Annotated in this window: 29 protein-coding genes; 8 read left to right on the forward strand and 21 right to left on the reverse strand. The window is 71.5% G+C overall.

Annotated features, from left to right (window positions below; genetic code table 11):
- The first annotated feature begins 3 nt into the window (after window positions 1-3).
- Genes ACTMVF_RS25775 through ACTMVF_RS25795 form a run of 5 tightly spaced genes read left to right on the forward strand, consistent with a single transcriptional unit; the run spans window position 4 to window position 5,576 of the window.
- A complete protein-coding gene (locus tag ACTMVF_RS25775; protein WP_441273484.1) occupies window positions 4-1,179 on the forward strand; it encodes an ADP-ribosylglycohydrolase family protein in 1,176 nt (391 codons plus the stop codon).
- Window positions 1,167-2,648 (forward strand): ADP-ribosylglycohydrolase family protein, encoded by a 1,482-nt coding sequence (locus ACTMVF_RS25780; protein ID WP_441273485.1) that lies wholly within the window; start codon window positions 1,167-1,169, stop codon window positions 2,646-2,648. Before ACTMVF_RS25775 ends, ACTMVF_RS25780 begins: the two co-directional genes overlap by 13 nt.
- On the forward strand, window positions 2,645-3,538 hold the full coding sequence (rbsK, locus tag ACTMVF_RS25785) for a ribokinase (RefSeq protein WP_441273486.1): 894 nt from the start codon (window positions 2,645-2,647) through the stop codon (window positions 3,536-3,538). The genes ACTMVF_RS25780 and rbsK overlap by 4 nt, the downstream gene beginning before the upstream one ends.
- On the forward strand, window positions 3,535-4,761 hold the full coding sequence (locus tag ACTMVF_RS25790; protein ID WP_441273487.1) for a CaiB/BaiF CoA transferase family protein: 1,227 nt from the start codon (window positions 3,535-3,537) through the stop codon (window positions 4,759-4,761). The genes rbsK and ACTMVF_RS25790 overlap by 4 nt, the downstream gene beginning before the upstream one ends.
- On the forward strand, window positions 4,758-5,576 hold the full coding sequence (locus ACTMVF_RS25795; RefSeq protein ID WP_441273488.1) for an HpcH/HpaI aldolase/citrate lyase family protein: 819 nt from the start codon (window positions 4,758-4,760) through the stop codon (window positions 5,574-5,576). The genes ACTMVF_RS25790 and ACTMVF_RS25795 overlap by 4 nt, the downstream gene beginning before the upstream one ends.
- 66 nt (window positions 5,577-5,642) lie before the next feature.
- On the opposite strand, the gene lgt is transcribed toward ACTMVF_RS25795, so the two are convergent.
- The 11 genes from lgt to hisI form a co-directional block, all read right to left on the reverse strand.
- Entirely contained in the window at window positions 5,643-6,620 is a 978-nt protein-coding gene (gene lgt, locus ACTMVF_RS25800) for a prolipoprotein diacylglyceryl transferase (RefSeq protein WP_441273489.1), read from the reverse strand.
- 102 nt (window positions 6,621-6,722) lie between these two features.
- Complete coding sequence (locus tag ACTMVF_RS25805) at window positions 6,723-7,499, reverse strand: DsbA family protein (RefSeq protein WP_441273490.1); 777 nt, start codon at window positions 7,497-7,499, stop codon at window positions 6,723-6,725.
- 119 nt (window positions 7,500-7,618) lie between these two features.
- A complete protein-coding gene (gene trpA, locus ACTMVF_RS25810) occupies window positions 7,619-8,437 on the reverse strand; it encodes a tryptophan synthase subunit alpha (protein ID WP_441273491.1) in 819 nt (272 codons plus the stop codon).
- Window positions 8,434-9,717, reverse strand: coding sequence for a tryptophan synthase subunit beta (gene trpB / locus ACTMVF_RS25815; protein WP_441273492.1), 1,284 nt, complete (start codon window positions 9,715-9,717; stop codon window positions 8,434-8,436). The genes trpA and trpB overlap by 4 nt, the downstream gene beginning before the upstream one ends.
- 58 nt (window positions 9,718-9,775) lie before the next feature.
- Window positions 9,776-10,018 carry a tryptophan biosynthesis modulator TrpM gene (gene trpM / locus ACTMVF_RS25820; RefSeq protein WP_441273493.1) on the reverse strand — a complete coding sequence of 81 codons (243 nt, stop codon included), beginning with the start codon at window positions 10,016-10,018 and terminating at the stop codon, window positions 9,776-9,778.
- A gap of 21 nt (window positions 10,019-10,039) precedes the next feature.
- Entirely contained in the window at window positions 10,040-10,849 is an 810-nt protein-coding gene (trpC, locus tag ACTMVF_RS25825) for an indole-3-glycerol phosphate synthase TrpC (protein WP_128429144.1), read from the reverse strand.
- Between the two features lie 135 nt (window positions 10,850-10,984).
- Entirely contained in the window at window positions 10,985-11,428 is a 444-nt protein-coding gene (locus ACTMVF_RS25830) for a DUF2752 domain-containing protein (protein ID WP_441273494.1), read from the reverse strand.
- 78 nt (window positions 11,429-11,506) lie between these two features.
- On the reverse strand, window positions 11,507-11,758 hold the full coding sequence (locus tag ACTMVF_RS25835) for an HGxxPAAW family protein (protein ID WP_403327166.1): 252 nt from the start codon (window positions 11,756-11,758) through the stop codon (window positions 11,507-11,509).
- Window positions 11,759-11,969: 211 nt separating this feature from the next.
- Window positions 11,970-12,611 (reverse strand): TIGR02234 family membrane protein, encoded by a 642-nt coding sequence (locus ACTMVF_RS25840; RefSeq protein ID WP_441273495.1) that lies wholly within the window; start codon window positions 12,609-12,611, stop codon window positions 11,970-11,972.
- A gap of 137 nt (window positions 12,612-12,748) precedes the next feature.
- On the reverse strand, window positions 12,749-14,236 hold the full coding sequence (locus tag ACTMVF_RS25845; protein WP_441273496.1) for an anthranilate synthase component I: 1,488 nt from the start codon (window positions 14,234-14,236) through the stop codon (window positions 12,749-12,751).
- A gap of 11 nt (window positions 14,237-14,247) precedes the next feature.
- Complete coding sequence (gene hisI, locus ACTMVF_RS25850) at window positions 14,248-14,664, reverse strand: phosphoribosyl-AMP cyclohydrolase (protein ID WP_441273497.1); 417 nt, start codon at window positions 14,662-14,664, stop codon at window positions 14,248-14,250.
- Window positions 14,665-14,738: 74 nt separating this feature from the next.
- Here hisI and ACTMVF_RS25855 point away from each other — a divergent pair, with 74 nt between their 5' ends.
- Window positions 14,739-15,374, forward strand: coding sequence for a TIGR03085 family metal-binding protein (locus tag ACTMVF_RS25855; protein WP_441273498.1), 636 nt, complete (start codon window positions 14,739-14,741; stop codon window positions 15,372-15,374).
- 4 nt (window positions 15,375-15,378) lie between these two features.
- Here ACTMVF_RS25855 and ACTMVF_RS25860 read toward each other — a convergent pair whose 3' ends face one another.
- The 10 genes from ACTMVF_RS25860 to hisD form a co-directional block, all read right to left on the reverse strand.
- Window positions 15,379-16,629, reverse strand: a complete 1,251-nt coding sequence (locus ACTMVF_RS25860) for an MFS transporter (RefSeq protein WP_441273499.1) — start codon at window positions 16,627-16,629, stop codon at window positions 15,379-15,381.
- 17 nt (window positions 16,630-16,646) lie between these two features.
- On the reverse strand, window positions 16,647-17,234 hold the full coding sequence (locus ACTMVF_RS25865) for an ArsR/SmtB family transcription factor (RefSeq protein ID WP_441273500.1): 588 nt from the start codon (window positions 17,232-17,234) through the stop codon (window positions 16,647-16,649).
- Window positions 17,235-17,351: 117 nt separating this feature from the next.
- Complete coding sequence (gene hisF / locus ACTMVF_RS25870) at window positions 17,352-18,107, reverse strand: imidazole glycerol phosphate synthase subunit HisF (protein ID WP_441273501.1); 756 nt, start codon at window positions 18,105-18,107, stop codon at window positions 17,352-17,354.
- Entirely contained in the window at window positions 18,104-18,517 is a 414-nt protein-coding gene (locus ACTMVF_RS25875) for a RidA family protein (protein WP_441273502.1), read from the reverse strand. Before ACTMVF_RS25875 ends, hisF begins: the two co-directional genes overlap by 4 nt.
- On the reverse strand, window positions 18,514-19,239 hold the full coding sequence (gene priA / locus ACTMVF_RS25880; protein ID WP_403327183.1) for a bifunctional 1-(5-phosphoribosyl)-5-((5-phosphoribosylamino)methylideneamino)imidazole-4-carboxamide isomerase/phosphoribosylanthranilate isomerase PriA: 726 nt from the start codon (window positions 19,237-19,239) through the stop codon (window positions 18,514-18,516). Before priA ends, ACTMVF_RS25875 begins: the two co-directional genes overlap by 4 nt.
- A 4-nt stretch (window positions 19,240-19,243) precedes the next feature.
- Window positions 19,244-19,888: an imidazole glycerol phosphate synthase subunit HisH gene (hisH, locus tag ACTMVF_RS25885; protein ID WP_403327185.1), complete on the reverse strand. Its 645-nt coding sequence runs from the start codon at window positions 19,886-19,888 to the stop codon at window positions 19,244-19,246.
- The gene (locus ACTMVF_RS25890; protein ID WP_033318048.1) at window positions 19,888-20,052 is read right to left on the reverse strand and encodes a hypothetical protein; all 165 of its coding nucleotides are present in this window, start codon (window positions 20,050-20,052) and stop codon (window positions 19,888-19,890) included. The genes hisH and ACTMVF_RS25890 overlap by 1 nt, the downstream gene beginning before the upstream one ends.
- A 4-nt stretch (window positions 20,053-20,056) precedes the next feature.
- Window positions 20,057-20,650 carry an imidazoleglycerol-phosphate dehydratase HisB gene (hisB, locus tag ACTMVF_RS25895; protein ID WP_062719038.1) on the reverse strand — a complete coding sequence of 198 codons (594 nt, stop codon included), beginning with the start codon at window positions 20,648-20,650 and terminating at the stop codon, window positions 20,057-20,059.
- Window positions 20,647-21,759, reverse strand: a complete 1,113-nt coding sequence (locus tag ACTMVF_RS25900) for a histidinol-phosphate transaminase (RefSeq protein WP_441273503.1) — start codon at window positions 21,757-21,759, stop codon at window positions 20,647-20,649. The genes hisB and ACTMVF_RS25900 overlap by 4 nt, the downstream gene beginning before the upstream one ends.
- Window positions 21,756-23,081 (reverse strand): histidinol dehydrogenase, encoded by a 1,326-nt coding sequence (gene hisD, locus ACTMVF_RS25905; protein ID WP_441273504.1) that lies wholly within the window; start codon window positions 23,079-23,081, stop codon window positions 21,756-21,758. Before hisD ends, ACTMVF_RS25900 begins: the two co-directional genes overlap by 4 nt.
- A gap of 170 nt (window positions 23,082-23,251) precedes the next feature.
- Here hisD and ACTMVF_RS25910 point away from each other — a divergent pair, with 170 nt between their 5' ends.
- Both ACTMVF_RS25910 and ACTMVF_RS25915 read left to right on the forward strand, forming a co-directional pair.
- Window positions 23,252-24,841 (forward strand): oxidoreductase, encoded by a 1,590-nt coding sequence (locus tag ACTMVF_RS25910; protein WP_441273505.1) that lies wholly within the window; start codon window positions 23,252-23,254, stop codon window positions 24,839-24,841.
- Between the two features lie 125 nt (window positions 24,842-24,966).
- The gene (locus tag ACTMVF_RS25915) at window positions 24,967-26,013 is read left to right on the forward strand and encodes a hypothetical protein (RefSeq protein ID WP_441273506.1); all 1,047 of its coding nucleotides are present in this window, start codon (window positions 24,967-24,969) and stop codon (window positions 26,011-26,013) included.
- The last annotated feature ends 1 nt before the right edge of the window (window position 26,014 follow it).

Raw genomic sequence — 26,014 nt, forward strand, 5'->3', positions numbered from 1 at the left:
GGCATGACGCCCAAAGCAGAAGAAAGCAGTGGCCCGCGTCTCGACGAGCGGATCACCGGCGCCCTGGTCGGCGCGGCGGTCGGCGACGCCCTCGGCGGCCCGGTGGAGGGCTACTCCCCCGACCAGATCCTTCAGCGCCACGGCGGCCGCGTCCACGGCATCGTCGGCCCCTGGAACGGCGACGCCTGGCGCACGGCCCGCCCCATCGCGCCGTACCACAAGGGCGACGGCCACGTCACCGACGACACCTTGATGACCCACGCACTGGTCCGCGTCTACGCCACGGTCCGCGACCACCTCGACGCCTACGCCGTCGCCGACCACCTGGTCCCCGACCTGATGACGACCCCGCGCTGGATCCCGGAACTGGAGACGGAGGCCCTCCCCCTCCAGCGCCTCTTCCTTGCCGAGAAATGGCTGGTGACCCGCCTCCACTACGGCCACGTGGACCCCCGCGAGGCCGGCGTCGGCAACATCGTCAACTGCGGTGCGGCGATGTACATGGCCCCGGTCGGCCTGGTCAACGCGGCCGACCCGAGGGCCGCGTACGCCGAGGCGCTGGACATCGCGGGCGCCCACCAGTCGTCGTACGGCCGCGAGGCGGCGGGCGTCTTCGCGGCGGCGGTGGCGGCGGCGTGCACCCCCGGGGCGACGCCGGACTCGGTCGTCACGGCCTGCCTGTCCCTGGCGAAGGACGGGACGAGGGCGGCGATCGAGCAGGTCTGCGAAGTGGCAAGCCACTACACGGACTTCGAGTCGGCCCTGACCCCGCTCCGGGAGGCGGTGACCCCGTACGACACGGTGGGCCCCGACTACCGGCAGCCTTCCCTCGGCGCCCGCCGCCCCTCCCGCCTGCACGCGATCGAGGAACTCCCCGTCGCGCTGGGGATGCTGGTCGTGGCGAACGGCGACTACCGCGCATCGGTCCTGGGCGCGGTGAACTACGGCCGGGACTGCGACTCGATCGCGACGATGGCCGGCGCCCTGTCCGGCGCCCTGGGCTCACCGCCCCCGCAGGACTGGTCGAAGACGGTCGCGGAAGCCAGCCGCCTGGACCTCTGGGAACCGCCGCGCGCGCTGACCGAGGTGACGAGGGAGATCCACGAACGGGACGTACACCGCCGCCGCGCGCACGAGGCGGCCTTCACCGCACTGGAGGGCCGAGGATGCTCCGACTGACCTGGGTCCAGCCGGAGGACCTGCTGGGCCACGAACTCCGACAGGCGACCCTGGACGGCCGGGAGCCGTCGAGGATCGCGGAGAGGTGGAGGACGGCGGGCGGCAGAGAGGCCCCTCTGCGGGCCGGGGTGTCACCGGAACCGGCGTCGCGCTATCTGCGCCAACTGGCAGAGGACTTGTTGGATGAACTGGCCGATCTGCCAAGCAAGTTGGAGGACAAGGAACCCACCGACCTGGCCCGGATCAGGGCCAGCTGCTCAGCCTGGCCGGCTCTGGCTGCGGGCAGTCGTGCCGCTGGGGCGGCTCCCGGCCCAAAGAGAGGCGGCACCCCGCCGGCGCCGGCGAGCGTCCCCACCCCCACAGCAGCCCCCACCCAGGCCCGCCTGGAAGCCGCCTGGCTGGGCCGAGCAGTCGGCTGCCTCCTGGGCAAACCCGTCGAAAAACTCCCCCTCGAAGCCATCCGCCAACTAGCCGCGGCAACCGGCAACTGGCCCCTGACCACGTACTTCACCGCCAAAGGAGTCCCCGAGGAACTGGCCGCGGAATACCCCTGGAACCGCCGCTCAGCGAAAACCTCCCTCGCCGAAAACATCGACGGCATGCCCGAGGACGACGACCTCAACTACCCGCTCCTCAACCTCCTCCTCATCCAGCGCCACGGCAAAGCCTTCACCACCACCGACGTAGCCCGCCTCTGGCTCGACGAACTCCCACCCGGCCGCACCTTCACAGCCGAACGCATCGCCCACCGCAACCTCCTCCTCGGCATCGAACCCCCGCACACGGCCCGCCACCGTAACCCCTTCCGCGAATGGATCGGCGCCCTCATCCGCGCCGACGTCCACGGCTGGACCAACCCCGGCGACCCCGCCGCCGCAGCCGAACAGGCGCACCGGGACGCCACCCTCACCCACACCGCGAACGGCGTCTACGCGGCGATGTTCACGGCGGCCGCCATCGCACAGGCAGCGACAGCGACCGGCCCCCACGCCATCCACGACTGCCTGAGCACCGGCCTCACGGTGATTCCCCCGCACTCCCGCCTGTCCCATGCCATCCGCCACTCCATCCAGCTGGCGCACACCCACGACGACTTCGACACGGTCGTCGACGCACTGCACGCCACCTACTCCCCCACCCACCACTGGGTCCACGCCATCCCCAACACCGCCCTGATCACCGCCGCCCTGACCCACGCCGACGGTGACTTCACCGGCTCGATCTGCCGTGCCGTATCAGGAGGTTGGGACACGGACTCCAACGGCGCGACGGCCGGCAGCATCGCCGCCCTCCTCGCCGGCACCCCCACCGCCCTCCCCGACCGCTGGACGGCCCCCCTCAAGAACCGCCTCGCCACCTCCGTCGCCGACTTCAACGGCACCGGCTTCGACACCCTGGCCCAGCTCACCTGCGAACTCACCCACGACCTCCCCCGCGAACTCACCCCCTTGGAGGCCACTCGCCCATGACCGACATCGTCGTGCTCGGCAGCACGAACATGGACCTCGTCACCTACGTCGAGAAGGCCCCGCAACGCGGGGAGACCGTGACGGGCCGGGAGTTCCGTACGATCCCCGGCGGCAAGGGCGCCAACCAGGCGATCGCGGCGGCCCGCGCGGGCGGCACCGTCACGATGATCGGCGCCGTCGGCAACGACGCCTTCGGCACCCACCTGCGCTCCAATCTCGAACACTCCGGCGTCGACACCGACGACCTCCGCACGGCCGAGGGCCCGTCCGGCACCGCGCACATCGTCGTGGACGACGAGGGCGGCAACGCGATCGTCGTGATCCCCGGCGCGAACGGCACACTGGACCATCTGAGCCCCGGCGACGAGGGCGTCATCGCCTCCGCCGACATCCTGCTGCTCCAGTTGGAGATCCCGCTGCCCGCGGTCATCGCCGGCGCCCAGGCGGCCCGCCGCCACGGCGTCCGTACGTTCCTCACCCCATCCCCCGCAAAGCCGCTCCCGGACGAACTCCTCACCGCCGTCGACCTGTTGGTCCCCAACGAGCACGAGGCCACCACCCTCACCGGCCGCACCGACCCGCGCGAGGCGGCCATCGGGCTGCTCGACCTGGTGCCCGAGGTGGTCGTCACGCTGGGTGCGGCCGGAAGCCTGTACGCCACCCGCGGCGCCGACCCGGTGACCGTCCCGGCGCCCAAGGTCACCGCCGTCGACTCCACCGGCGCCGGCGACACCTTCGTCGGTGCCCTCGCGGTGGCACTCGGCGAGGGACGGCCGATGCGGGAGGCGCTGGCGTGGGCGGCAGAGGCCGCGGCACTGTCGGTGCAGCGGGAGGGCGCCTCGGTGTCGATGCCGTACCGCCCCGAGATCGACGAGCGGTACGCCTCATGACCGCGCCCGGCACCCAGCCCCGTAGCGCCTCAGTCCCTGCCCCTCCCCTGACCGGTCTGCGCGTCCTCGACCTCGCCACCCTCTTCGCCGGCCCCCTCGCCGCCACGATGCTCGGCGACTTCGGCGCGGAGGTCATCAAGGTCGAGCACCCCACGAAGCCGGACCCCTCCCGCGGACACGGCCCGTCGAAGGACGGCGTCGGCCTGTGGTGGAAGGTCCTGGGCCGCAACAAGCGCACGATCACCCTGAACCTCTCCAAGCCCGGCGGCCGCGCCACCCTCCTGCGTCTGGCCGCGACCGCGGACGTCGTCATCGAGAACTTCCGCCCGGGCACCCTGGAGAAATGGGACCTCGGCTGGCCCGAACTCTCCGCCGCCAACCCCCGCCTGGTCCTCACCCGCGTCACCGGCTTCGGCCAGTTCGGCCCCTACGCCCACCGCCCCGGCTTCGGCACCCTCGCCGAGGCGATGAGCGGCTTCGCCGCGCTCACCGGCGAACCTGACGCGCCCCCGACCCTCCCGCCCTTCGGCCTGGCCGACTCGATCGCCGGCCTCGCGACCGCGTACGCGGTGCTGACGGCGCTGGCCGCGCGCGAGCGCACCGGCGAGGGCCAGGTCGTCGACATGGCGCTCATCGAGCCGATGCTGCTGGCTCTCGGCCCCCAGCCGACCTGGTACGACCAGCTGGGCTACGTCCAGGAACGCACCGGAAACCGCTCCGCCAACAACGCCCCGCGCAACACCTACCGCACCGCGGACGGCACCTGGGTCGCCGTCTCCACTTCCGCTCAGTCGATCGCCGAGCGGGTGATGCATCTGGTGGGGCGCGCCGATCTGATCGACGAACCGTGGTTCGCGACGGGCGCCGACCGGGCCCGCCACGCCGACGTCCTCGACAAGGCGGTCGGCGACTGGATCGCCCGCCACACCCGCGCCGACGTCCTCGCGGCCTTCGAGAAGGCGGAGGCGGCGGTGGCCCCGATCCAGGACGTACGCGAGGTGATGACCGACCCCCAGTACGCGGCCCTCGGCACGATCACCACCGTCGACGACCCCGAACTCGGTCCCCTCCGCATGCAGAACGTCCTCTTCCGTCTCTCCGCCACCCCCGGCACGATCCGCTGGCCGGGCCGCCCACATGGCGCGGACACGGACGAGATCCTCACCGACTTGGGCCTGACCCCCACCGAACTGGCGGCCCTGCGCGAGGAGGGCACCCTGTGACGGCCTGCCCCCTCACCTGGCTGTACGCGCCGGGCGACCGGCCCACGGTGGTGGCCAAGGCGCTCGTCTCCGGAGCGGACGTCGTCGTGATCGACCTGGAGGACGCGGTCGCCCCCGACCGCAAGGAGTACGCCCGTGAGGCCACCGCCGAGCTTCTCTCCCAGCCGCAACCGGTACCCGTCCACGTCCGGGTGAACGCCCTGGACGGTCCGCTGGCACCGGCGGACCTGTGGGCGGTGGCACACCTGCCGGGCGTCTCCGGCCTCCGCCTCCCGAAGGTGACATCGGCCGAGCAGGTCACCTGCCTCGTGGAGACCTTCGGCAGAACACCCCCGCTGTACGCCCTCCTCGAAACAGCCGTCGGCATCGAACACGCCTACGCGATCGCCTCCGCCCATCCCTCCCTGCGCGGTATCTCCCTGGGCGAGGCGGATCTACGGGCCGACCTGGGCGTACGGGAGGACGCGGGCCTCGACTGGGCCCGATCGCGCGTCGTCGTGGCAGCCAGAGCAGCCAAACTGCCCCCTCCACCCCAGTCCGTCCACCCGGACATCCGCGACCTGGAGGGCCTGGCGGCGTCCTGCGCCCACGGCCGCGCCCTGGGCTTCCTGGGCCGGGCGGCCATCCACCCCCGCCAGCTCCCGGTGATCGAACGGGCCTACCTCCCCACGGAGGCGGAACTGGAACAGGCGGAGACGATCGTCAAGGCAGCGGCGACAGAACACGGCGCCCAGGCCCTGCGGGACGGAACCTTCATCGACGCGGCGGTGGTGGCAGCGGCCCAGCGCACCCTGTCCCTCGCCCGCAGGCGCTGACCACGCCGACACACAAATGAGGGCGCCCGGACAGTCCCGAGCGCCCTCATCACGTAGAACCGAGCGTCACGTCTTCTTCGTCGCCGACTCGGCCTTGTCGCTGGGTTCCTTCTCGTCCTCCGCGTCCGCCTCGGCCTTCTCGCCCTCGGCCTTCTCGTTCTCGGCCTTCCCGGCGTCGGCCTCGGTACCGCCCCCGACCTCACCGTCGGCCTCGCCGTCGGAGGCAGCGGCGCCCGGCTCGACCACGGCCTCCCTGCCCGGCCGCTTGTTCGCCGACACCACGAGGTACGTCACCGCGAGCAGGAACACGATCAGCGCGGTCCAGACGTTCAGCCGTACGCCCAGGATGTGGTGGGCGTCGTCGACCCGCATGTACTCGATCCACGCGCGGCCCGAACAGTACGCGGCGACGTACAGTGCGAACGCCCGCCCGTGCCCCAGCTTGAAGCGGCGGTCGGCCCAGATGACCAGCAGCGCGACGCCGATGCACCACAGGGATTCGTACAGGAACGTCGGGTGGTAGAGGCCCGGCACCCGCCCGTCCGTCGAGGACGTGATCTTCAGGGCCCACGGGAGGTCGGTCTCGTGGCCGTACAGCTCCTGGTTGAACCAGTTGCCCCAGCGCCCGAGCGCCTGGGCGAAGGCGATCCCGGGGGCGACGGCGTCGGCGTACGCGGGCAGCGGGATGCCCCGGCGGCGGCAGCCGATCCACGCGCCCAGCGCGCCGAGCGCGATCGCGCCCCAGATGCCGAGGCCGCCCTCCCAGATCTTGAAGGCGTCCACCCAGTCGCGGCCCTCGCTGAAGTACAGCTCGTAGTCCGTGATCACGTGGTAGAGACGTCCGCCGATGAGGCCGAAGGGCACGGCCCAGACCGCGATGTCGGCCACCGTGCCGGCCCGCCCGCCCCGGGCGATCCAGCGTTTGTTGCCGAGCCAGACGGCTACGAAGACACCGATGATGATGCAGAACGCGTAGCCGCGCAGCGGGATGGGGCCGAGGTACAGCACCCCGCGCGACGGGCTGGGAATGTAGGCAAGTTCCATGGCAAGGTCGACGCTACCCTGCCGGGCGGCAGCGATGGCAGGCAGCCCGGCTACGGGTCCATAACGGGCAGCGCCTCGATCAGGCCCTGCCCTGCGGGAGCTTCACCCCTTGGCGGCCTCCTCCACCATCTGCTTCAGCTTCGCCGGCGTCATCGTCTGGTCCTGGTAGATGTTCTTGCCGTTCAGCAGCACCGTCGGCGTGCCGCTGAAGCCGCCCTTCTGGAACGCCTCGTTGGACTTGTTGACCCAGCTGTTGTGCGTACCGTCCTCGACGCACTTGCGGAAGGCGGGCGTGTCCAGGCCCTTGACCTTGGCCGCGAGCTCCAGGAGCTTGCTGTTCTTGGCGAAGGCGTCGTCGACCTCGGGGGGCTGGTTCTGGTACAGCACGTCGTGGTATGGCGTGAACTTCCCGACGTCCTGGGCGCAGGCCGCGGCATTGGCCGCGGCGCGGGAGCCGGTGCCGCCCATGTTGCCGTCGATGATCGTCGCCAGGTGGTAGTCGACCTTGAGCTTTCCGGACTCCGTCAGCTCGTGGATCGTCGATCTGTACGCGTCCTCGAAGGACTTGCAGGCCGGGCAGCGGAAGTCCTCCCAGACGGTGAGCGTCGACTTGGCGCTCTCCTCGCCCACCGGGATCGCGAGCCCGTCCTTGCCCTGCGCCCCCGAGGGCCCGACCACCGGCCCCGCCGAGTCACTGCCGTCGTCCTTGCCCGCGTTCGCCGCGACGACTCCGACCACCGCCGCGAGTCCCAGGACGCAGACGACGCTCGCGCCGACGATCAGCGTACGGCGCCGCCTGTCGGCGGCCTTCTGCTTCTCACGCTCGACCGCCAGCCGCTCGCGGGCGGTCCGCTTTCCCTCACGATTCTGTTCGCTCACACCCGCAGAACGAACCGGGGAGGCGCAGCGCGCCTCCCCGGCCTCAGGTCCACCCGTTCGAGCGACTCGTACGGAATGACCTTCTTCTGAAGATGTCTCCTACGGCCGCGGGACGCTTCCTACGCCTGCCCGCGCACGCCCTTCGCCAGGTCACCGGCGAGCGTGCGCACGGCCTCGACGCCGGCCGCGTCGTCCGGCGCGTCCAGCATCCGCTTGACGAAGGCCGAGCCGACGATCACGCCGTCGGCGAAGCCGGCGACCTCGGCGGCCTGCTCGGCGTTGGAGACGCCGAGCCCGACGCAGACGGGCAGGTCGGTGCCGGTGGCCCGGGTGCGCTCGACCAGGTCCTGCGCCTGGGCGCCCACGGACTCACGGGTGCCGGTGACGCCCATCAGCGAGGCGGCGTAGACGAAGCCGCTGCCCGCCGCGGTGATCTGCCCGAGCCGCTCGTCCTTGCTGCTGGGCGCCACGACGAAGACCGTCGCGAGCCCGTGCTTCTCGGCGTGCTCCCTCCACAGGGCCGACTCCTGCACGGGCAGGTCGGGCAGGATGCACCCGGCACCGCCCGCCTCGGCGAGCTCGGCGGTGAAGCGCTCGACGCCGTAGCGGTCGATGGGGTTCCAGTACGTCATGACGAGGATCGGCTTCCCGGTGGCCTCGTAGGCCTCCTTGACCGTGCGCATGACGTCCGCGATCTTGACCCCGCCGCGCAGGGCGATGTCGTCGGCGGTCTGGATGACGGGGCCGTCGAGGACGGGGTCGCTGTGCGGCAGACCCACCTCCACGACATCCGCGCCCCCGTCGAGTACGGCCTTGATCGCCTCGATGCCGCCGTCCACGGTCGGGAACCCGGCCGGGAGGTAGGCGATGAGGGCGGAGCGGCCCTCGGCCTTGGCACCGGCGAGGGTGTCCGTCAACAGCTGGATGTTGCCGCTCACTTGGCGTCCCCCTCGATCTCCGCGACATCGGCTGCGTTGGCGGCGACTTCGGCATCGGTGTCGTACAGGCCGAAGTAGCGCGCGGCGGTGTCCATGTCCTTGTCGCCGCGCCCGGACAGGTTGACCACGATCAGCCCGTCCTTGCCCAGTTCCTTGCCGACCTCGAGGGCGCCCGCGAGGGCGTGAGCGCTCTCGATGGCCGGGATGATGCCCTCGGTGCGCGACAGCAGGCGCAGGGCCTGCATGGCCGCGTCGTCGGTGATCGCGCGGTACTCGCCGCGTCCGCTGTCCTTGAGGTAGGAGTGCTCGGGGCCGATGCCGGGGTAGTCCAGTCCGGCCGAGATCGAGTAGGGCTCGGTGATCTGGCCCTCCTCGTCCTGCAGGACGTAGGAGCGGGAGCCGTGCAGGATGCCGGGCTCGCCGGCGGTCAGCGTCGCCGCGTGCTCACCGGTCTCGACGCCGTGCCCGGCGGGCTCGCAGCCGATGAGGCGTACGTCCGTGTCCGGGATGAAGGCGTGGAAGAGACCGATGGCGTTGGAGCCGCCGCCGACGCAGGCGACTGCGGCGTCGGGGAGGCGGCCGGCGCGCTCCAGGAGCTGACGGCGCGCCTCGACTCCGATCACGCGGTGGAAGTCGCGGACCATGGCGGGGAAGGGGTGCGGGCCGGCGACCGTGCCGAAGAGGTAGTGCGTGTGGTCGACGTTCGCCACCCAGTCGCGGAACGCCTCGTTGATGGCGTCCTTGAGCGTCCGGCTGCCGGACTTCACGGCGATGACCTCGGCGCCGAGCATGCGCATCCGGGCCACGTTGAGGGCCTGGCGCTGGGTGTCGATCTCGCCCATGTAGATCGTGCACTCGAGGCCGAACAGCGCGCAGGCGGTCGCCGTCGCGACGCCGTGCTGGCCGGCGCCGGTCTCGGCGATGACGCGGGTCTTGCCCATGCGCTTGGTGAGCAGGGCCTGGCCGAGCACATTGTTGATCTTGTGGGAGCCGGTGTGGTTGAGGTCCTCGCGCTTGAGGAAGACGCGGCAGCCACCCGCTTCCGCGGCGAAACGGGGGACCTCGGTGAGCGCCGACGGGCGGCCGGTGTAGTTGACCAGCAGGTCGTCGAGTTCTCGGGCGAACTCGGGGTCGTGCTTGGCCTTGTCGTACTCGACGGCCACCTCGTCCACGGCGGCGACGAGGGCCTCCGGGATGAACTTGCCGCCGAACGCGCCGAAGTAACCTTCGGCGCTGGGGATTTGACCCTCCGGGTCGGGGATGAAGAAGTCGCTGGGCATGCGGAAACCTCACGGTGAGATTGTGGAAAGACACTAATCGCCGTGGGGGCAGGGATGGTCAGTTGACTGCGGGCCCGTTGTAGCCGGTCGCGCCCGCGCGGCGGTAGCCGCAAATCAAACAGAGCCCCGCGCCCCTGAAGGGGCGCTGCCATCGACGGCCGTTGACCTGCCCAGGCTCGTCACCGATGACGTATCGCACCCGACGGCCATGCACCCTGCGTGCGGGCGCGCGGCAACCACGGGGGCGGCAGCCGCGCGCGAGGCGGGCGTACCTGTCCGTGGTCGTCGTCGTGAGCGTCATCGGGGCAACTCTATCGGGTGATCAGCCGCGGCCGTGCCGCAATGCGGGATGTTCGCCCGCCGCCACCAGGTCGGCGACCGCCGTCTTCGGGTCCTTGCCCGTGACCAGGGACTCGCCGACCAGGACCGCGTCGGCGCCGGCGTTGGCGTACGCGATGAGGTCGTGCGGGCCCCGGACGCCGGACTCGGCCACCTTGACGAGGCCCGCGGGGATCTCGGGCGCGACGCGCTCGAAGGTCCCTCGGTCGACCTCCAGGGTCTTCAGGTTCCGCGCGTTGACACCGATGATCTTCGCGCCCGCGTCCACGGCACGCTCGACCTCGTCCTCGTCGTGCACCTCGACCAGCGGGGTCAGGCCGATGGACACGGCCCGCTCGATCAGCGACTCCAGCGCCGACTGGTCGAGGGCCGCGACGATCAGCAGGGCGAGGTCGGCGCCGTACGCCCGGGCCTCCCACAGCTGGTACGACGTGACGATGAAGTCCTTGCGCAGGACCGGGATGTCCACGCGCGCGCGGACCGCCTCCAGGTCGGCCAGCGAGCCGCCGAAGCGCCGCTGCTCCGTCAGGACGGAGATGACGGCCGCGCCGCCCGCCTCGTAGTCCGCGGCGAGTCCGGCCGGGTCGGCGATCGCGGCCAGCGCGCCCTTGGAGGGGCTGGAGCGCTTGACCTCGCAGATGACCTTGACGCCGTCGCCCTTCAGCGCGGCGACCCCGTCCTTGGCCGCGGGGGCCTTCGCCGCGCGCTCCTTGAGCTCGTCGAGGCTGACGCGCGCCTGCCGCTCCGCGAGGTCGGCACGGACTCCGTCGATGATCTCGTCGAGCACACTCACGCGAGCGGCCCCCTTCCAGACGGTCGGTTGTGAAAGCGGTGCGAAAACTATGGTCACTGCGATGGTATCCGGAGGAGGGCGTAGGCCTCGCATCCGGTTGACGCCGGTCCCACTACCTGGACGTTCTCCAGTTGATCAAGGGTGTAGCCAGCCACCGAACGGCAGGTTCCGGACAACCGTGAAGACCAGCAGCAATGCCCCTACGGCCCGCAGCTGCACCGGCGAGAGAACGAGGCTGATCGGCCGCCCTCGTACCGCCCGGACCACCCAGACGGTCCACACCACGGCGAAGAGCGCATAGCCGACGACAGCGAGCGCGTTGTCCTGGAGTGCCGCCGCGAAGTCCCCGTGGACGACGGCGTGCGCACTGCGCAGTCCGCCGCAGCCGGGGCAGTAGATGCCGGTGTACTGCAGGAGCGGACAGGCGGGGTAGTGGCCGGGCTCGTTCGGGTCGACGGTGCCGACGTACGCGAAGGCGCCGACGACGGCCGCGAGTACTCCCGCCGGGCCGGCCAGTCGCCCCAGCACGGCGCCGGACCGGGTCGACGACCTCCGGTTGTCGGCGTTCACGTCCTGCATTGTCCCCTCCGAACGCGGGAGGGGCGCCCCCTGGCACCCCTCGGTGCCGGGTCGCCCCTCGGCGAAGCCGTACGGCTCTCAGCTCTCGACGGCCGCCGTCTCGCGCTCCTGCGTCGTGAGCAGCGCCTTGTGAGCGTCCTTCGGCTGGCCCATGCCCATCGCGCTCATGATCCAGCCGACGACGCCACCGAGGACCACGACGCCCAGGCCGGCCCAGAATCCCGCGGGCTGGGCCATCACCATGAAGGCGCCCGAGACGCAGAAACCGATGAAGGCGATCGTGACACCGGTCCAGGCGGCCGGGGTGTGACCGTGGCTGCTGCCCGCCATTGCTTGCTCCTCGTTGCTGAAGTACATGTCCGAGCCGGACGCTCGCTGCCATTGTCGCGCACGCGTGAGCACGAGGTGATCGGGGGTAGCCCTCACGGGGCGACGCCGGGGGGCTGCAGCGCCCTCAAGGGGCGCGAGGAACGGCGCGACCAGCCCCCCGACCCACAGCTTCAAAACCCACAGCTTCAAAACCGCCCTCCCGAGCGGAGCGCTACGCGCCGGTCGGGTCCTCGCCCCGGTCGAGGGCCTTCCAGAGCTCCTCGGGCCGGTCGGGGTCGGCGGCCGGGGCCTTGCGGCGCGGCCGGGGGGTACCGCCGCGCTCGTAGCGGCCGGACATGCCGGGCCACAGCCTGCCGTAGCGCAGGGCCAGCAGTCCGGCGAGCAGGATCAGGGCGCCGCCGACGGCCGCGACGTACGGCCATGCGGTGTGGGTGAGGGCCTGGACGGTGGCCGAGGTGTCGCCGGAGGCCTGGGCGGCCTTCTCGTCCAGCGCGGAGCTGTCGGAGGCGCCGAGCAGGGCCGCGGCGACGGTGCCGGCGCCGGAGAGCGCGAGCAGGGCGGCGACCATGAAGCGGCCGGCCCGGCGGACGGCGAAGACGGCGACGAGCGCGGCGAGCCCCACTATGGCCAGGGCCGCGGGGACGCCCGTGACGTCGCTGCCCTTGGCGATCAGCGGGAACGGGCCGCCGGCCACCGTCACGGTGCCCTCCGACCAGCGCTGCCGGGTGGCGAGCAGCGCCACGGCCGCGCCGAGCGCGCCGCAAAGCAGGGCAACGGCAAGACTCAGACGGCCGGCCCGGGCGGAACCGGGGGCTTCGGAACGGGGGTGCGGAACAGCAGTCACGTACTCCACTATCACCCGAACCCGGAACGATCAGTCACCCGGGGTTCATGTGAGAGAGCCAAGAGAGCCACCTGGGTTCCCACCCGGCCGCCACCGGCGGCTCCCACCCGACCGCCAGCGTGGATCATGTACGGCGCCACCCCCGCTCACGTGAGTCGGTTCGCCGTGTGTACCGCCCGCAGTACCGCCGCCGCCTTGTTCCGGCACTCGGTGTCCTCGGCGACCGGGTCCGAGTCGGCGACGATGCCCGCGCCCGCCTGGACGTACGCCGTGCCGTCGCGCAGCAGGGCCGTACGGATCGCGATGGCCGTGTCGGAGTCGCCCGCGAAGTCGAGGTAGCCGACGCAGCCGCCGTACAACCCCCGCCTGGACGGCTCGAGTTCGTCGATGATCTGCATCGCGCGGGGCTTGGGCGCGCCGGAGAGCGTGCCCGCCGGGAAGCAGGCCGTCAGGACGTCGAAGGCCGTGCGGCCGGAGGCCACGCGTCCCGTCACCGTCGAGACGATGTGCATCACATGGGAGTACCGCTCGATGGACATGAAGTCCACGACCTCGACCGAGCCCGGCTCGCAGACCCGCCCGAGGTCGTTGCGGCCGAGGTCGACCAGCATGAGGTGCTCGGCGCGCTCCTTGGGGTCGGCGAGCAGTTCGTCGGCGAGGGCCTGGTCCTCCTGCGGGGTGGCCCCGCGCCAGCGCGTCCCGGCGATGGGGTGGACCATGGCCTGCCCGTCCTCGACCTTCACCAGGGCTTCCGGTGAGGAGCCGACGACGTCGAAGCCGTCGAAGCGGAACAGGTACATGTACGGGGAGGGATTGGTCGCCCTGAGGACCCGGTAGACGTCCAACGCGCTTGCCGTGCACGGCGTTTCGAAGCGCTGGGAGGGGACCACCTGGAAGGCGTCGCCGGCCCGGATGCGTTCCTTGATGTCCTCGACGGCCGCCTGGAAGTCCTCGCCGCCCCACAGGGCCGTGTAGTCGGGGAGCTCGGAGGGCGGGAGGACGGCGGGCGGCTGGGCGACCGGGCGCGACAGGTCGGCCTGCATGGCGTCGAGGCGGGCGACCGCGTCGGCGTAGGCCTCGTCGACGCCCGTGTCGAGGTCGTTGTGGTTGATCGCGTTGGCGATCAGCAGGACGGAGCCCTCCCAGTGGTCCATGACGGCGAGGTCACTGGTGAGCAGCATGGTCAGCTCGGGCAGCTTGAGGTCGTCCCGCTCGCCGGGGCCGATCCTCTCCAGGCGGCGCACGATGTCGTAGCCGAGGTAGCCGACCATGCCGCCGGTGAAGGGCGGCAGGCCCAGGTCGTGGGCGAGGTCACGGGGGGTGTGCAGGGCCTCGATGGTGGCGCGCAGGGCGACGAGAGGGTCGCCCTCGACGGGGACGCCGACGGGCGGGGTGCCGAGCCAGTGGGCCTGCCCGTCGCGCTCGGTGAGGGTCGCCGACGAACGTACGCCCACGAATGAGTAGCGGGACCACGAACGGCCGTTCTCCGCGGACTCCAGCAGGAACGTGCCGGGGCGCTCGGCGGCGAGCTTGCGGTAGAGCGCGACCGGGGTGTCGCCGTCGGCGAGGAGCTTGCGGGTGACCGGGATGACACGGCGGTCGCTGGCCAGTTTGCGGAACGTCTCGAGGTCCATGGCGGCTGACCTTACTGATCCGAGACCGGTACGCCGGAATCGGCGCCCTCGGTCTCCTTGAGCAGCACATCCACGTCGAAGCAGGTGCGCGCGCCCGTGTGGCAGGCGGCGCCGACCTGGTCGACCTTGACGAGCACGGTGTCGGCGTCGCAGTCGAGGGCCACGGACTTGACCCACTGGAAGTGGCCGGAGGTGTCGCCCTTGACCCAGTACTCCCGGCGGCTGCGCGACCAGTAGGTGCAGCGGCCGGTGGTGAGCGTGCGATGCAGCGCCTCGTCGTCCATCCAGCCGAGCATCAGCACCTCTCCGGTGTCGTACTGCTGGGCGATGGCGGGCAGGAGTCCGTCCGCGCTGCGCTTGAGGCGCGCGGCGATCTCGGGGTCCAGCCGGCTGGGCTGACGGGGCGTGCTGATGGTCATGGATGCCATTGTGCCGCGCGCCACTGACAGTGACCGTGAGGTGTCCACTGGGCGGACCTCATAAGCAGTCGTAGGCTGACTGCATGTCGACCTTCGCCAAGCGTGAACGACTTCTCCTGGCCGACCTCTTGGAGGCCGAGGGCCCGGACGCCTCCACCCTCTGCGAGGGGTGGACGACCCGCGATCTCGCCGCGCACGTGGTGGTGCGCGAGCGCCGCCCCGACGCTGCCGCCGGCCTGCTGCTCAAGCAGCTCGCGCCGCGCCTGGACAAGGCGATGGAGGAGTTCGCGGCGAAGCCGTACGAGGAGCTGATCCAGCTCATCCGTACCGGCCCGCCGCGCTTCTCGCCGTTCCAGCTCAAGCAGATCGACGAGTTGTCGAACACCATCGAGTTCTACGTCCACACGGAGGACGTCCGCCGCGCCCAGCCGGACTGGACGCCCCGCGAACTCGACCCGGTCTTCCAGGACGCACTCTGGTCCCGGCTGGAGCGTTCCGCCCGTCTGATGGGCCGCGGCGCGCCCACGGGACTGGTGCTGCGCCGCCCGAACGGCCAGACGGCGGTCGCCCACCGGGGCACGCCGGTGGTCACGGTGACGGGCGAGCCGTCGGAGCTGCTGCTCTTCACCTACGGCCGCCAGGATGCCGCCAACGTCGAACTGGACGGCGACAAGGACGCGATCACGAAGCTGCACGAGGGAAAGCAGCTGGGGATCTGAGAGGTCACTTCGGGAGTTCGGCGCGGCGCAGGGCGGGCACGCCCAGGGCGATCACTCCGCCCAGCCCGCACACCGCCGCGCTGACCACGAAGACCGGTCCGGTGCCCCAGGCGCCGATGGCGGCGGCGGACAGCGGCATGCTGAGCGGCGCGAAACCGAGGCTGACCAGCCCGGAGACGGCGGTGACACGGCCCAGGTAGGCGGCGTCGGCCTGGGTCTGCAGCAGGGCGCCGCACATGGCGCCGCTGAGCCCGGCGAGCAGTCCGATGAGCAGGGCGACCCCGACGGCCGCGATCACGCCGGGCACGAAGGCCAGAGCGCCGATCGCGACCGACCCCGCGAGGATCGCCCACCCCGCCACCTGCCCGGCGTGCGGCAGGCGTCCGCGCACGGTCAGCAGCAGGGACGCGGCACCCGCGCCGACGCCGAAACCGGCGAGCACCCAGCCCATTCCGGAGGCGCCCCAGCCCCGCTCGTCGGCGAGCAGCGTCAGACCGACGTTGAGCGGGCCGACGAAGCCCAGGTCGCCGAGGGCGATGGCCAGCATCAGCGGAGCGAGCACCCGGTGGCGGCGGATGTAGCCGAGGCCGGCCACCAGATCGCGCCAGGCGGTGCCGCCCTGCGCGGTCGACACGTCGTCGGCGGGAAGCTCCCGCACCCGCACGGAGATCAGCAGCGGCACCGACACCGCGATGAGCAGCCCGGCGAGGCCGAACGCGGCCGCCGCGCCCCCGACCGCGACCCCGAGACCGCCGAGCGGACCGCCGACGACGCTCGCGAACCGGATCCCGAGGCCCCGCATGCCCTGCACGCGCGCGAGCTGGTCGCGGGTCGTCACGCGCGCGGGGAGCGCGCCCACGGCCGGCATGAACACGGCGTCGACGGTGCCGAAGACCAGGGCGAGCGCGGCCAACGGCCACAGGCCCGGGGTGGTGAGGAACACCAACCCCGCCACCGCGAGGACGGCCGCGCACCGCACCACATCGCTGCCGATGACGACCCTGCGCGGCCCGAGCCGGTCGGCGATCACTCCCCCGCCCAGCATCAGCAGGGCCCGCGGCAGGGCGCTCACCGCCATGACCACTCCGGCCTGGGACGGCGAGCCGGCCTGTACGGCCGCCCAGGAGAGGGCGATGTAGTAGACGCTGTCGCCCATCATCGAGGAGGTGTAGGCGGCGAGCCAGCGCAGGACGTTGGGGTCGCGGTGGGCGGGTCTGGCGACGACGTCGGTGGCGGCTGTGAGCGTGGCGGTCACGGGAGGGGTGTCCTCTCTCAGACGCGGAACGGGAAGCCGTACAGGTGCAGGGCGACGTTCTCGCGCCCCTCGGTCTCGCCGGCGGCCTCGCGGGCGCGCCCCTGTTCGTCGTACCTCTTGAGCACGTCGTGCAGGTCCTTCTTCAGCTCGGCCAGTTCGCCGGCCGTGAGTCGCAGCAGCGACTCGGAGTCGTGCGCGGCCTCGCTCCACTCCGGGCCCCAGTGGGCGCGCTCGTCGAGGTAGGTGCGGTACATCTCGGAGCGCTGTTCCTGGAAGAGCCGCGACGCCGCGACGTGGGCGGCCACCTTCTCGGGAGCGTCCTGGAAGTCCGTGTCGCGGACAGTGACGCCCTGCGAGGCCGGCTGCCACCAGCGCTCCCGGGCGTCGGCGCTGCGCGGTTCGGCCTCCTCGACGAGCCCGTGCTCGGCCAGCTTGCGCAGGTGGTAACTGACCAGGGAGACAGCCTCGTCGACCTGCTCGGCGAGCTGCGAGGCGGTCGCCGCCTCGGCGACGAACAGCAGCCGGTAGAGCTTCATGCGCAGGGGGTGCGCGAGGGCCTTGAGCGTGCCCAGGTCGGTGATGAGGCGGATGTCCTTGCTTGCCATGCCCAAACCGTAGATACGAAAGGAAAGTTGCGCAATATATTTTGCGCAACTTTCCTTTCGTATCTGCTCATGAGAAAGCCCCGGCCTGCTCGACCGGGGCTCAGCTCGGGCTCCGCCTCAGCGGACGGGGTGCCCGGCCTCCCGCAACGCGTTCTTCACCTCGCCGATCCGCAGATCCCCGAAGTGGAACACCGACGCCGCGAGCACCGCGTCCGCCCCCGCCTCGATGGCCGGCGGGAAGTCGGCGAGCTTGCCGGCGCCGCCGGAGGCGATGACCGGGACCGTTACATGCTTGCGCACGGCCTCGATCATCTCGATGTCGTAGCCGTCCTTCGTGCCGTCCGCGTCCATCGAGTTGAGCAGGATCTCGCCCGCCCCCAGCTCGGCGGCGCGGTGCGCCCACTCGACGGCGTCGATGCCGGTGCCCTTGCGGCCGCCGTGGGTGGTGACCTCGAAGGTGCCTTCGGGAGTGCGGCGCGCGTCCACCGACAGCACCAGCACCTGTCGCCCGAACCGCTCGGCGATCTCACGGATCAGGTCGGGCCGGGCGATGGCGGCGGTGTTGACGCCCACCTTGTCGGCGCCCGCGCGCAGCAGCTTGTCCACGTCCTCGGCCGTGCGGACGCCGCCGCCGACGGTGAGCGGGATGAACACCTGCTCGGCCGTACGGCGCACCACGTCGTACGTGGTCTCGCGGTTGCCCGACGAGGCGGTGATGTCCAGGAACGTCAGCTCGTCGGCGCCCTCGGCGTCGTACACCTTGGCCATCTCGACGGGGTCGCCCGCGTCGCGCAGGTTCTGGAAGTTGACGCCCTTGACGACCCGGCCGTTGTCCACGTCCAGGCAGGGGATGACTCGGACCGCCAGGGTCATGAAACCGGCTCCTCCAACGTCCTTCTGAATGCTTCTATTTCCACTTCGACCAGGATGCGTGAGTCCACGAAACCCTCCACGACGAGCAACGTCGAGACCGGGCGCACCGTGTCGAAGAACTCCTTGTGGGCGCGGCCCACGGCGTCCACGTCCCGTGCGTGGGTCAGGTACATCCGGGTCCGGATGACGGACTCGACGCCCAGTCCGAACTCGCCGAGCGCCTCGACCGCGCTGGTGAAGGCCACCGTGGCCTGCTCGTACGGGTCGCCCTCGCCGTACAGCACATCGCCCTTGAAGGAGGTCGTGCCTCCCACCAGGACGCGGTCACCCGCCGCGACGGCGCGTGCGAAACCGAAGGACTCTTCCCAGGGACTTCCGCTCTGCACACGCCGTACGGCATCGGACGTCATGACGAGACAACCTCCAGGGCCTCTTCCAGGGTGAACGCCTTCGCGTACAGGGCCTTCCCGACGATGGAGCCCTCGACACCGAGCGGGACCAGCTCGGCGATGGCCCGCAGGTCGTCCAGGGACGAGACGCCGCCGGAGGCGACCACCGGGCGGTCCGTCGCCGCGCAGACGTTCTTCAGCAGCTCCAGGTTCGGTCCCTGGAGCGTGCCGTCCTTGGCGATGTCGGTGACGACGTACCGCGCGCAGCCCTCGCTGTTGAGGCGCTCCAGCGTCTCGTAGAGGTCGCCGCCGTCGCGGGTCCAGCCGCGGCCGCGGAGCGTGGTGCCCCGTACGTCCAGGCCGACCGCGATCTTGTCGCCGTGCTCGGCGATGACCTTGGCGACCCACTCGGGCGTCTCCAGGGCGGCCGTACCGAGGTTCACGCGCGTGCAGCCGGTGGCGAGCGCGGCGGCCAGGGAGGCGTCGTCGCGGATGCCGCCGGACAGCTCGACCTTGATGTCCATCGCGCCCGCGACCTCGGCGATCAGCTCACGGTTGTCGCCGGTGCCGAAGGCGGCGTCCAGGTCGACCAGGTGCAGCCACTCGGCGCCCGACCGCTGCCAGGCGAGGGCGGCCTCCAGCGGGGAGCCGTAGGAGGTCTCGGTGCCGGACTCGCCGTGCACGAGGCGGACGGCCTGGCCGTCGCGGACGTCGACGGCGGGGAGGAGTTCGAGCTTGGCCATGTCTCTACAGGGTTCCGATCCAGTTGGTGAGCAGCTGCGCTCCGGCGTCGCCGGACTTCTCGGGGTGGAACTGCGTGGCCCACAGGGCGCCGTTCTCCACGGCGGCCACGAAGGGCTTGCCGTGCGTCGACCAGGTGACCTTGGGTGCCTGCATCAGCGGGTTGTGCACCTCCAGGGCCCAGTCGTGGACCGCGTAGGAGTGCACGAAATAGAAGCGCGCGTCCGCGTCCAGGCCGGCGAACAGCTCGGTGCCGGCCGGCACGTCCACGGTGTTCCAGCCCATGTGGGGCACGATGTCGGCCTGGAGCGGCTCGACCGAGCCGGGCCACTCGCCGAGGCCTTCGGTCTCGACGCCGTGCTCGATGCCCCGCGCGAACAGGATCTGCATGCCGACGCAGATGCCCATCACCGGGCGCCCGCCGGCCAGCCGACGCTCGACGATCCAGTCGCCGCGCGCCTCCTTGAGGCCCTGCATGCAGGCCGCGAAGGCGCCGACGCCGGGCACCAGCAGGCCGTCGGCGTTCATGGCCTTGTCGAAGTCACGCGTGATCTCGACGTCCGCTCCCGCGCGCGCGAGGGCGCGTTCGGCGGAGCGGACGTTGCCGAAGCCGTAGTCGAAGACGACGACCTTCTTCGCGACGGTGCTCATCAGTTCCACACCTCCAGCCTCAGGATGCCCGCGACGAGACACATCGCGGCGCCGATCGAGAGCAGCACGATGAGGCTCTTCGGCATCTGCTGCTTGGCGAACGAGATGATCCCGCCGACGAGGAAGAGGCCGACGACGATCAGGACGGTGGACAACCCGTTCATGGGGTTACAGGGCACCCTTCGTGGAGGGAAGGATGCCCGCCGCGCGCGGGTCCCGCTCGGACGCGTACCGCAGGGCCCGGGCCAGCGCCTTGAACTGGCACTCCACGATGTGGTGGGCGTTGCGCCCGTACGGCACGTGCACGTGCAGCGCGATCTGCGCCTGGGCGACGAAGGACTCCAGGATGTGCCGGGTCATCGTGGTGTCGTACTCGCCGATCATCGGCGCCATGTTCTCGGGCTCGGTGTGCACGAGGTACGGGCGGCCGGACAGGTCGACGGTGACCTGGGCGAGGGACTCGTCCAGCGGGACCGTGCAGTTGCCGAATCGATAAATCCCCACCTTGTCGCCCAGCGCCTGCTTGAAGGCGGCGCCCAGCGCGAGGGCGGTGTCCTCGATGGTGTGGTGCGAGTCGATGTGCAGGTCGCCCTCGGTCTTGACCGTGAGGTCGAAGAGGCCGTGGCGGCCGAGCTGGTCGAGCATGTGGTCGTAGAAGCCGACGCCGGTCGACACATCGACCTTCCCGGACCCGTCGAGGTCGATCTCGACGAGGACCGAGGTCTCCTTCGTCACCCGCTCTATGCGTCCTACGCGGTTCATGCGCTCTGCTCCTTCTTCATTTCACGTACCGCGTCGAGGAACGCGTCGTTCTCTTCGGGGGTTCCGGCGGTGACCCGCAGCCACCCCGGCACGCCGTTGTCCCTGACCAGGACGCCCCGGTCGAGGATCTTCCGCCAGGCGGCGTGGGCGTCGTCGAACCGCCCGAACTGCACGAAGTTGGCGTCCGACGGCGTGACGTCGTAGCCGATGGCAAGCAGCTCGCTCACCAGCCGGTCCCGCTCCGACTTCAGCTGCTCGACGTACTTCAGCAGGGTGTCGGTGTGTTCGAGGGCGGCCAGGGCGGTCGCCTGAGTGACGGCCGACAGGTGGTAGGGCAGCCGTACGAGCTGGACGGCGTCCACCACGGCCGGGTGCGCGGCGAGATAGCCGAGGCGCAGGCCGGCGGCGCCGAAGGCCTTGGACATCGTCCGGGAGACCACGAGATTCGGCCGGCCTTCGAGCAGCGGCAGCAGCGAGTCGCCGTGGCTGAACTCGATGTACGCCTCGTCGACCACGACCATGGACGGCTTCGCCGCCTGCGCGGCCTCGTACAGCGCGAGGACGGTCTCGGGCGGGACCGCGGTGCCCGTGGGGTTGTTGGGGGTGGTGATGAAGACGACGTCGGGCCGGTGCTCGGCGATCGCCTTCTCGGCGGCCGCGAGGTCGACCGTGAAGTCCTCGTTCCGCGGGCCGGAGATCCAGCCCGTGCCGGTGCCGCGCGAGATGAGACCGTGCATCGAGTACGACGGCTCGAAGCCGATGGCCGTACGGCCGGGCCCGCCGAAGGTCTGCAGCAGCTGCTGGATGACCTCGTTGGAGCCGTTGGCCGCCCAGACGTTCGCGAGACCCACCTCGTGACCGGACGTGTCCGTCAGGTACTTGGCGAGCTGCGTGCGCAGCTCGACCGCGTCCCGGTCCGGGTAGCGGTTGAGGTGGCGGGCCGCCTCACGGACACGCTCGGCGATCCGTTCGACCAGCGGCTCGGGCAGCGGATAGGGGTTCTCGTTGGTGTTCAGCCGTACGGAGACGTCCAACTGGGGCGCGCCGTAAGGGGACTTGCCGCGCAGCTCGTCCCGCACGGGGAGATCGTCGATACGTACGTCGCTCACTTGCTCTTCGGTACCTTCCAGCCGAACCTCGCCTTGATCGCCGCGCCGTGCGCCGGCAGATCCTCCGCCTCCGCCAGCGTGACCACGTGATGCGCGACGTCGGCCAGCGCGTCCTTCGTGTAGTCGACGATGTGGATGCCCCGGAGGAAGGACTGCACGGACAGGCCGGAGGAGTGGCAGGCGCAGCCGCCGGTCGGCAGCACGTGGTTGGAGCCGGCGGCGTAGTCGCCGAGCGAGACCGGCGCCCAGGGGCCGATGAAGATCGCTCCGGCGTTGCGTACCCGGTCGGCCACGGCGGCCGCGTCGGCCGTCTGGATCTCCAGGTGCTCGGCGCCGTACGCGTCGACCACCCGGAGTCCCTCGTCGACCCCGTCGACCAGGACGATCGCGGACTGCCTGCCCTTGAGGGCCGGGACGATCCGGTCGTCGATGTGCTTGCTGGCCGCGACCTGCGGCTCCAGCTCCTTCTCCACCGCGTCCACGAGCTCCACGGAGTCGGTGACGAGGACTGCGGCGGCGAGCGGGTCGTGCTCGGCCTGGCTGATCAGGTCGGAGGCGACGTGGACCGGGTCGGCGGTGGCATCGGCCAGGATCGCGATCTCGGTCGGGCCCGCCTCGGCGTCGATGCCGATCTTGCCGGTGAAGTAGCGCTTGGCGGCGGCGACCCAGATGTTGCCGGGGCCGGTGACCATGGGGGCGGGCGGGCAGGACTCGGTGCCGTACGCGAACATCGCGACGGCGGTCGCACCGCCGGCGGCGTACACCTCGTCGACGCCGAGCAGCGCGCAGGCGGCGAGGATCGTCGGGTGCGGCAGGCCGCCGAAGTCGGCCTGCGGCGGGGAGGCGAGGGCGAGGGACTCGACGCCGGCCTCCTGGGCCGGGACGACGTTCATGATCACGGAGGACGGGTAGACGGCCCGCCCGCCGGGCGCGTACAGCCCGACCCGCTCGACCGGCACCCACTTCTCGGTCACCGAGCCGCCGGGCACGACCTGGGTGGTGTGCGTCGTACGGCGCTGCTCGCGGTGGACGAGCCGGGCGCGGCGGATGGACTCCTCCAGAGCCGCGCGCACGGCGGGGTCGAGTTCCTCCAGCGCGCGCGTGAGCGCGGCGGGCGCCACCCGCACCTGGTCCAGCTTGACCCCGTCGAACTTCTCGGCGAAGTCGATCAGCGCCGCGTCGCCCCGATGATGCACGGCCTCGCAGATCGGACGCACCTTCTCCAGGGCGGCCTGAACGTCGAACTCGGCTCGGGGCAGCAGGTCGCGCAGGGCGGGGCCCTCGGGAAGGGCGTCGCCGCGCAGATCGATTCGGGAGATCACGGGCTCAATTCTCTCAGACCCGGGTCCGGCACCGTCCGCGCGTATCAATGGCTGATACAGAACGCCCCGGGAACCCGGAAGATCACCTTCACGTCTAGCGTTCGGGGCGTCACTCAGCGGGCATGAACAGTTGTACGAACCCATGAGTAGATGAGGGGGATGGGCGAAACGTGACCGAAGGTGCCGGCCTCCGCGACGGAGACCTGCCGGACGACCTGCCGAACGACCTGACCGCCGCCGAACTCGGCATGTGGCAGGCCTTCCGCAACGGCAGTGTCTACGACCTGAGCAGCGGCGACACGGTCGTCGACGATCCGCACGGCGGGCACCCGTGGGGCGAGGAGCGGACCGTACGCGCGCGGATCATCTGCTGGCTGCTGCTGGACGGGCCGCCCGCCCTCGCGGGCCGGGTGTCGTCGCTGAAGCTGGTCGGCGTGCGGATCAGCGACGCGATGGACCTCGCGGGCGGCACGGTGGTGCCTTACGTGGAGATGCGCGGCTGCCGCTTCGACCAGGAGATCCGGCTGCCGGAGGCCCGTTTCACGACCGTGCGGCTGGTGGACTGCGCGGTACCGCGCCTGGAGGCGGCCCGGGTGCACACCGAGGGCGATCTGCATCTGCCGCGCTGCCGCTTCCAGGGCGGTATACGGCTCACCGACGCGCAGATCGGCACGGATCTGCTGCTCAACCAGGCGATCGTCTACCGCGACCGCAGCGGCCGCTCGATCGCCGCGGACGGCATCAGCGTCGGCCAGGACCTCCAGGCCGAGATGCTGGAGTCGCACGGCGAGCTGAGCCTGCGCGGCGCGAACATCGGCGTGTCGCTGAGCCTGCGGGGCGCGCGGCTGGTCAACCCGTACACACGGCTCGCGCTGAACGCCCCCCAGCTGACCGTCGGGCGCACCCTGTACCTGACTCCGGCGGGCGTCGGCAGTCCGCTGCTGAGCGGCCGTACACCCGCGCGCGGGACGCGCATCCAGCGCTTCGCGTGCCAGGGCGGGGTGCGGCTGGACGACGGGCGGTTCGGGGACGCGGTCGACCTGGAGCGGGCCCGGTTCACCTTCTCGGACGAGCAGGAACTGTCCCTGCGTCGCATCCAGACGCCCGAGCTGCGCTTCCTCGGGGAGCGGCCGGAGCGCGGCCGGGTGGTGCTGTCCGGGGCACGGGTCGTCAACCTGATGGACCGGGCGGACGCCTGGCCGGGCCCGGGTCTGCTGCACATGGGCGGCTTCAGCTACGAGAACCTCGTGCCGCGCGGCCCGTTCCCGCTGGAGCGGCGGCTGGAGTGGGTGGCCGCCGCGACCGCCGAGTACAACCCGGAGCCGTACGAACTGCTGGCCTCCGTACTCCGCAACGGCGGTGAGGACGAGGACGCGCGCGAGGTGCTGCTCGCCAAGCAGCGCCGGCGCCGCGAGACGCTGCCGCCCGCGGCCAAGCTGTGGGGGTACGCGCAGGACTGGATGGTCGCCTACGGCTATCGGCCGGGCCGCGCCGCCGTGTGGATGGCGGTGCTGTGGGCGGCGAGTTCGGTGGCCTTCGCACATGCCGACCCTCCCCCACTGAAGGGCGGCGAGCATCCGACCTGGAGTCCGGCCCTGTTCGCCCTGGACCTGCTGCTGCCGGTCATCGACCTGGGCCAGGTCGGGTTCTGGCACCTGAGCGGCGCCTGGCAGTGGCTGGCCGCGGCGATGATCCTGCTGGGCTGGATCCTGGCGACGACGGTGGCGGCGGGGGCGACACGCACGCTGCGGCGGAGCTGACCCGACCGAGGTGGATGTCGGACTGTTGTTGAACAGTCGACCTTTACCGGTTCTTGACCGATCCGTGTACAACTTTCCGCGGGTTGCCCTTTCCCTCTGGCGCGGGCACGACCAGCGGTCTTTCAATGGTCGACACCATGGCTCTGCTGCTCCCGTTCGGCCGCGCGTCCCGGCCGGCAAGGACCGTAGAACACCCCGCCGTCGGGCTCCCCGCCGACGCCGAGGTGCTCCTCGACACGCCCGACGACCGCCTCGGACCCGCGCTGGTCGCGGCCGGGCGGGGCATGTACGAGACCGCCGCCGAGGTGCTCGCCGCCACCCGGCTGAAGGCGCAGTGGGAGTACCGCGACGGGTACACGCTGCGCCTGGCCGCCTTCGCGCGCTCGCGGCCGGAGTGGCTGGAGGCCTGGTGCGCGGCCGCCCCGAACGATCCGGACGCGCTGCTGGTCCGGGCCCAGCTGGCGGTGGACCGCGCCTGGCAGTCCCCTGCCCGGGCCGAACTGCTGCGCGAGGTGAGCCCGCTGATCACCGCCGCCGCGCGCGCCGACGACCGCGACCCGGTGCCGTGGCGGATCGCACTGGACCACGCGCGCGGCGCACGCGCCGGGCACACCTACTTCGGGGAACTGTGGGCGGCGGCCCTGTGCCGCGCCCCGCTCCACTACGGCTGCCATGTCGCCGCCCTGCGCTACCTCGCCTCGTCCTGGCACGGCTCCCACCGGGAATGCCTCGACTTCGCCGACCGGGCCGCGCAGGACGCCCCGGCCGACTCCCTCGTACAGGCGCTGCCGACCCGGGCCGTCCTCAGCTACCTGAACGACGGCTGCGGTCCGGGCGTGCCGCCCGAGCGGCTGGACGCGGCGGCCGACCGGGCGATCGCGCTCTCCGCCCGCTTCCCGGCCGCCGACCTCTGGCCGGCCGCGATCCGCAATAAGCTGGCGTACGTCCTGGTCCGGCTGGGCCGCTGGGAGGACGCCCTGGAGCAACTGCGCCTGATCGGCCCGTACGCCACCTCCTTCCCCTGGAGCCGGTACTCGGACGATCCGCTCGGCCGGTTCCTGGAGGTGCGCGACGAGGTCCGGCACCGGACGGCCTCCGCTCCTGCCCGGGGGGCGCGTGCCGGTCATCCACGGAGTGGGCACGCCGGACGCGTTCACTCCGGCGACCACTAGG

The organism is Streptomyces sp. SD31 (genome assembly GCF_052068475.1).
Classification (GTDB): domain Bacteria; phylum Actinomycetota; class Actinomycetes; order Streptomycetales; family Streptomycetaceae; genus Streptomyces.